Here is a 752-nt window from a genome sequence, read left to right as displayed (position 1 = left end):
GCTGGTTTCGTTGCGGGCAACTGGTTGGAAAACGACGGCGACGGTGCCACGCAGGAAGAGGCCGCAGCACGGTGGAACGGGTCGCTGGCTATCGCAGGCTTGCCGGTCGTGCCCCTGGCCGGGAAGCGCGCGGTGGCGCGGTTCGGCCCCTGTGATGCGCCCATGGTGATCGTGGCATCCGCCGCATTCACGGCACCGCGGGCCGAAGGCTGCCTGATCTTCGATCCGCCGTCCCTGCGCCGGACGGGGGCCGTGGCGCTCTATGATCGTGGAAATGACCTGCGCATCGTCACGGCGCGGGACCGGGCGGGTGACCGGCTCTGGAGTCGCTGGCCGGAATGACAAAGCATCCCCGTCCACCGTCGCCCATTCAATAAGTGCGGATCAGTCCCACCAGCCGGCCCTGAACCTTCACCTGTTCGGCAGGCAGCACGCGGGTTTCGAACGCCGGGTTCGCCGCTTCCAGCGCGATGGAACTGCCCTGTCGACGGAACCGCTTCAGCGTCGCTTCGTGATCCTCGACCAATGCGACGACGATATCGCCGTTGTCCGCCGTGGACGTTTCGCGGATCACCACGACATCCCCGTCGTTGATCCCCGCCTCGATCATCGAATCCCCGCGCACTTCGAGCGCATAGTGATCGCCCGAACCGCTGATCATGCCGCCGGGAACGGAAATGGAATGTGACATCTGGTTGATCGCCTCGATCGGCACACCGGCGGCGATACGGCCCATGACCGGCAGTTCGAAA

Annotated in this window: 1 protein-coding gene and 1 pseudogene; one reads left to right on the top strand and one right to left on the bottom strand. The window is 65.6% G+C overall.

The window, feature by feature from the left end; all coding sequences use genetic code 11:
• Positions 1 to 342, top strand: a pseudogene (locus A3764_RS25340) (ComEC/Rec2 family competence protein); the annotation flags it as partial.
• Between the two features lie 28 nt (positions 343 to 370).
• Here A3764_RS25340 and lexA read toward each other — a convergent pair.
• Positions 371 to 752: transcriptional repressor LexA (gene lexA, locus A3764_RS18505; protein WP_067951916.1), on the bottom strand; the 382-nt coding region annotated here is incomplete at its 5' end.

This window comes from Sulfitobacter sp. HI0129, from assembly GCF_001635395.1.
GTDB lineage: Bacteria > Pseudomonadota > Alphaproteobacteria > Rhodobacterales > Rhodobacteraceae > Sulfitobacter.
The sequence above is the reverse complement of the archived record's forward strand: the minus strand, read 5'-3'. Positions and strand labels throughout refer to the sequence as shown.